Source organism: Nocardiopsis sp. TNDT3 (genome assembly GCF_003427465.1).
In the GTDB taxonomy this organism is placed as follows: domain Bacteria; phylum Actinomycetota; class Actinomycetes; order Streptosporangiales; family Streptosporangiaceae; genus Nocardiopsis; species Nocardiopsis dassonvillei.
The window spans coordinates 1-4,763 of sequence record NZ_QPFC01001017.1; the positions used below are offsets into that span (position 1 = coordinate 1).

4 protein-coding genes are annotated in these 4,763 nt (G+C 76.7%); 3 read left to right on the plus strand and 1 reads right to left on the minus strand.

Annotated elements, in window-relative coordinates; all coding sequences use genetic code 11:
* The 3 genes from DQW06_RS23120 to hutI all read left to right on the plus strand — a co-directional run.
* On the plus strand, positions 1-1,145 hold a 1,145-nt coding region (locus DQW06_RS23120), incomplete at its 5' end, for an allantoate amidohydrolase (RefSeq protein ID WP_117199299.1).
* Entirely contained in the window at positions 1,142-2,680 is a 1,539-nt protein-coding gene (locus DQW06_RS23125) for a formimidoylglutamate deiminase (protein ID WP_198662526.1), read from the plus strand. The genes DQW06_RS23120 and DQW06_RS23125, both read left to right, overlap by 4 nt.
* Entirely contained in the window at positions 2,677-3,882 is a 1,206-nt protein-coding gene (hutI, locus tag DQW06_RS23130; RefSeq protein ID WP_013154014.1) for an imidazolonepropionase, read from the plus strand. The genes DQW06_RS23125 and hutI overlap by 4 nt, the downstream gene beginning before the upstream one ends.
* 386 nt (positions 3,883-4,268) lie before the next feature.
* Here the strand turns inward: hutI and DQW06_RS23135 are convergent, their stop codons facing one another.
* Positions 4,269-4,544, minus strand: coding sequence for a hypothetical protein (locus tag DQW06_RS23135; protein WP_117199300.1), 276 nt, complete (start codon positions 4,542-4,544; stop codon positions 4,269-4,271).
* Positions 4,545-4,763: the final 219 nt, after the last annotated feature.

Consider the following 4,763-nt stretch of genomic DNA (forward strand, 5'->3'; position numbering starts at 1 on the left):
CCGACGCCCGCGCCTGGTTCACCGAGGCCGCCGCCGCCCGGAACCTGGACGTGCGCACCGACCGCAACGGCAACCTGTGGGCCTGGTGGGGAGCGCCCGGCCCGGGCGCGGTGGCCACCGGCTCCCACCTGGACTCGGTCCCCGACGGCGGGGCCTTCGACGGACCCCTCGGCGTGGCCAGCGCCCTGGCCGCCGTGGACGAACTGCGGCGGCGCGGACTGACCCCGGCCCGGCCGCTGGCCGTCACGGTGTTCGCCGAGGAGGAGGGCGGCCGGTTCGGCGTCCCCTGCCTGGGCAGCCGCCTGACGGCCGGGGAGATCTCCCCCGAGCGGGCGCGCGGCCTCACCGACGCCTCCGGGACCACCTGGGCCCGGGCCATGGAGGCCGCCGGGCACGACCCCGACGCCATCGGCGCCGACCCCGGGGCGCTGGCGGACCTGGACGTGTTCGTGGAACTGCACGTGGAGCAGGGCCGCGCCCTGGAGGAGACCGCCCACCCGGTGGGCGTGGCCAGCGCGATCTGGCCGCACGGGCGCTGGCGGATGGACTTCACCGGCCGTGCCGACCACGCGGGCACCACCCGCCTGGACGACCGCAGCGACCCCATGCTGCCGTTCGCGCACACGATCCTGGCGGCCCGCGCGCTGGCAGAGGAGCACGGCGCCCGCGCCACCGTGGCCAGGGCCCTGGTCAACCCCAACGGCACGAACGCGATCCCGTCCCTGGTCAGCGCCTGGCTGGACGCACGCGCCGCCGACGAGGCCGCGCTCGGCGCGGTCGTGGCCGGGGTGCGCGAGGCCGCCGAGCGGGCCTCGCGCGAGCACGGGGTGGACTGCGCGACGGCCAACGAGTCCCTGACCCCGCTCGTGTCGTTCGCGCACGGCCTGCGCGACCGCCTGGCCGCCGTGGTCGCCGACCGCGCCCCCGACCCCCGGGTGCCGGTGCTGCCGACCGGGGCCGGACACGACGCCGGGGTGCTCGCCGCGCACGTGCCCACCGCGATGCTGTACGTGCGCAACCCGACCGGGGTGTCGCACTCCCCCGGGGAGTGGGCCCGCCCCGAGGACTGCCACGCCGGGGTGCTCGCCCTGGCCGACGTGCTCCAGGACCTGCTCGCCCGCCCCGTCCGGGAGGGGGACCGATGACGACCGGCGCGGACTCCGGCCCCGCCGCCTCCGCCCCCGGCGGGAGCGCCGGTCCTGCGGCATGCGGAACCGCCTCCGGGCGTTCCCGGGGGCCGCGCGACCACCGCCTGTGGTGCGAGTGGGCGTGGACCGGCGCCGAGGACGGCACTCCCGAGCACGGCGTGCTCGTGGAGGTGGCCGACGGCCGCATCACGTCGGTGACGGTCGCGACGCCGCGCCCCGGGGACGCCGAGACCCTCACCGGCCTCACCCTGCCCGGGCTCGCCAACGCCCACTCGCACGCCTTCCACCGGGCGCTGCGGGGGCGCACCCACGCCGGCGGCGGATCCTTCTGGACCTGGCGCGAGACCATGTACCGCGTTGCCGAGCGGCTGGACCCCGACACCTACCACCGACTCGCCCGGGCGGTCTACGCCGAGATGGCCCTGGCCGGGATCACCTGCGTGGGCGAGTTCCACTACCTGCACCACGCACCCGGCGGGGACCGCTACGCCGACCCCAACGCCATGGGCCACGCCCTGGCGGCCGCCGCGGCCGACGCGGGGATCCGGATCACCCTGCTGGACGTGTGCTACCTGTCCGGCGGGCTGGACGGGAACGGCGTCCACCAGCCGCTGGCCGGGCCCCAGCTGCGCTTCGGCGACGGGGACGCGGACGGGTGGGCCGAACGCGCCGCCGCCTTCCGTCCCGGGGGCGGGCACGTGCGCACGGGAGCGGCCGCCCACTCGGTGCGCGCCGTCCCCGCCGCGCAGCTGCCCGAGGTGGCCGCTTTCGCCGCCGGGCGCGACGCCGTGCTGCACGTCCACGTCTCCGAGCAGCCCGGTGAGAACGCCGCCTGCCTGGCCGCCTACGGCCGCACCCCCACGGCCGTGCTCGCCGACGCGGGCGCGCTCACCCCGCGCACCAGCCTGGTGCACGCCACCCATCTGAGCGACGCCGACGTGGCGGCCGTCCGCGCGGCCGGGTCCACGGTGTGCCTGTGCCCCACGACCGAGCGCGACCTGGCCGACGGCCTGCCGCGCACCGGCGACCTGCTGCCCGCCCCGCTCAGCCTGGGCACCGACCAGCACGCCCTGACCGACATGTTCGAGGAGGCCAGGGCGGTCGAACTCCACGAGCGCCTGCGCACCCACCGGCGCGGCACCCTGGGCGCCGGGGAGCTGCTGCGCGCGGCCACCGCGCACGGGCACGCCAGCCTCGGCTGGACCCGCGAACCGGGGGCCGCCGCCCCCGGGGCGTCCGAGGGGTCGGCGCACGTCGGAGCGGGACCACAGGAACCCCCGCGCGGGGCTTCCGACGCCGGTGTCCTGGCCCCCGGGGCGCGGGCCGACCTGGTCAACGTCCCCCTGGACGGAACCCGCCTGGCCGGGGCCGACCCCGCCCGGGCCGCCGACGCCGTCGTCTTCGCCGCCGCCTCCGCCGACGTGCGGCACGTGATGGCCGACGGGCGCTGGACCGTCCGCGACGGCGTCCACACCCTGGTTCCCGACACCGCGCGCGAACTCGACACGGTCATCAAGGAGGTCCTCACATGAGCGACGTGCCCCGCAGCATCGTCATCGACGACATCGCCACCCTGGTCACCAACGACCCCTCCCGGGGACGGGGCGCGGTGGGCGAGGTCCGGGACGCGGCGCTGGTCGTCGAGGACGGCCGGGTGGCCTGGTCGGGCCCGCGCGCCCAGGCGCCCGCCGCCGACGCGCGGATCGACGCCGCCGGGCGCTGCGTCATCCCCGGGTTCGTCGACAGCCACTCACACATCGTCTTCGCGGGCGACCGCAGCCGCGAGTTCGCCGCCCGGATGAGCGGCCAGCCCTACTCGGCGGGCGGCATCCGCACCACCGTGGCCGCCACCCGCGAGGCCTCCGACGCCGACCTGCTCGCGGGGGCCCGGCGCCTGCTCCGCGAGGCCCGCGCCCAGGGCACCACCACCCTGGAGGTCAAGTCCGGCTACGGGCTCACCGTCGCCGACGAGGAGCGCTGCCTGGCCGTGGCCGCCCGCGTCACCGACGAGGTCACCTTCCTGGGCGCGCACGTGGTCGCGCCCGAGTACGCCGACGACCCCCAGGGCTACGTCGATCTGGTCACGGGGCCCATGCTGGAGGCCTGCGCGCCGCACGCCCGGTGGATCGACGTCTTCTGCGAGCGCGGCGCCTTCGACGAGGACGCCTCCCGCCGGGTCCTGACCGCCGGGACGGAGCGCGGACTGCTGCCCCGCGTGCACGGCAACCAGTTGGGCCCGGGGCCGGGCGTGCGCCTGGCGGTCGAACTGGGCGCCGCCTCGGTCGACCACTGCACCCACCTGGAACCCGCGGACGTGGACGCCCTGGCCCAGGCGGCCGCGCGCCCCGAGCCCACGGTCGCCACCCTGCTGCCCGGGGTGGACTTCTCCACCCGCCAGCCCTACCCGGACGCCCGCGCGCTCATCGACGCCGGGGCCCTGGTCGCCCTGGCCAGCGACTGCAACCCGGGTTCGTGCTTCACCTCCAGCCTGGCCTTCTGCGTCGCGGTCGCCGTCCGCGACACGGGCATGACCCCCGACGAGGCGGTGTGGGCGGCCACCGCGGGAGGGGCGCGGGCGCTGCGCCGCACCGACGTCGGCCACCTGGCCCCCGGCGCGCGCGCCGACCTGGTCCTGCTGGACGCGCCCAACCACCTCTACCTCGCCTACCGGCCGGGGGTCCCCCAGGTCGCGGCGGTCTGGAAGGACGGGGAGCTGGTCTCGGGGCGCCCCTGAGAACGGAGGGCGCGGTGTGACGAGCGGGTCATCCAATGTCCTCATGAACTCAACGAACGGCTAATCTCCCCGAAACCCGCGGCACCCAACCTGGATGCACGTCGGTGCGTGTCCGCCGCCGCGGTACAGCGTCGTTCCGCGGCGGTGGGGCACCGGCCCACGCTCCCTCCGAGGAGGTCCGCGGTGAACCCGGGGCGTGCCGGGACGGCGGCCCGGAGCGGCGCGACCCGCGCGGCCCACGGGCCGGGGCCGGGCACGCGGCTCCCGCCGGGGCCGCACACAGAACGCGGGGGCCGACGATCACTGGGGGGTGTCGTCGGCCCCCGCTCGCGGTTGACGCGATGAGGCCGTTCCCGAGGGCGCGGGTCCGCGCCCGGGGACGCTGGCTAGTTCGACTCGTCGTCCGCGGAGTCGTCGGAGCCCTCGGCGGGCACGGAGGAGGAGGACGCGGCCTTCTTGGTGACGCGGCGCTTCTTCACCGGACGCGAGTAGTCGACGAGGGGCTCCAGACGGGCCTCGTGCTCCTTGAAGCAGTCGGCGCACGCGTCGACCTCGCGGACGACACCCTCCCAGGCGAACTGGATGACCTCAGTCGCCTCGACCTTCTCCTCGCTGACGGCGTGGGGATCGCAGTACTTGAGCGTGAAGACCTCGGTGACCACGGCGGGGATTTCCCTTCGGTATCGCGTGAACAGAGCGGACCCATTAATCATACACCTGTACGAAAGCGCAAACCGGCTGCACGCCGGATGTGCCGTCACGGGTTCGGGGTCGCCCCGAAGCCTAGCGAAGATTCGGGGGCGCGTGCGCCCGTGTCCGGCGGGTGTGCCCGGGGTGACCAGGGGGTCCGCGCGGGTCGCGCCGCTCCGGGCCGCCGTCCC

What these genes read in the sequence shown, in the direction of transcription:
- hutI (WP_013154014.1), top strand. Translation starts at nt 2,677, where the DNA reads ATGAGCGACGTGCCCCGCAGCATCGTCATCGACGACATCGCCACCCTG.
- DQW06_RS23125 (WP_198662526.1), top strand. Translation starts at nt 1,142, where the DNA reads ATGACGACCGGCGCGGACTCCGGCCCCGCCGCCTCCGCCCCCGGCGGG.